This is a genomic window from Alicyclobacillus fructus, from assembly GCF_017329605.1.
Classification (GTDB): Bacteria; Bacillota; Bacilli; order Alicyclobacillales; family Alicyclobacillaceae; genus Alicyclobacillus; species Alicyclobacillus fructus.
On record NZ_JAFMTY010000079.1, the window covers coordinates 1 to 610 of the forward strand.

At 47.5% G+C, this 610-nt stretch carries 1 protein-coding gene; it reads right to left on the bottom strand.

Annotated elements, in window-relative coordinates; translation table 11 throughout:
* Nucleotides 1-94: 94 nt before the first annotated feature.
* Entirely contained in the window at nt 95-502 is a 408-nt protein-coding gene (locus tag J3481_RS14395; RefSeq protein WP_328702158.1) for a site-specific DNA-methyltransferase, read from the bottom strand.
* Nucleotides 503-610: the final 108 nt, after the last annotated feature.

The following is a 610-nucleotide window of genomic DNA, read 5'->3' on the forward strand; positions in this document are numbered from 1 at the left end:
CACAACTGCCCCGCCGGCTTCCCGGCGGGGTTTGTCGTCATGTACGACTTTGATGCAGCGATGGCGGGAATGCAAGGTGGGCGGGATTTGACGCTCACGCATTATCTTCCTTCAGTCTCCGATTGCGTTGCCTGCGCATCTTTGCATATACCACAATGTGATTGTGTGCATCACTAATATCCGTGTCGTTTTGAACTGATTTTCTAGCGTGCCACACAATGTTTGCTACAAAATTTGAATCACCAAAAACTTCGTCTAATAGCATACGAAGGTGATGATGTTCATTATCATCACAACTCACAAAAATCGCGCCATCATCACTTAACAACTCTCGCAATAGCTTCAGCCTGGGCAGCATCATACAAAGCCACTTATCGTGACGAGTCAGATCATCTTTATCGACGACCTTCCCCAGCCATTCTCGCATCATTGGGGAATTGACATTGTCGTTGTACACCCAGTTCTCAGAGCCAGTGTTGTATGGCGGATCGATGAAAATCACTTTGACCTTTGTGTTTGTCAATCGAAAAGTTGACCACTTTGCTAATTGAAAAGTTGACCACCCCCGGGGCGGTTTCAGCGACCTGGTAGTAGGGCGTTAGCTGTCCGT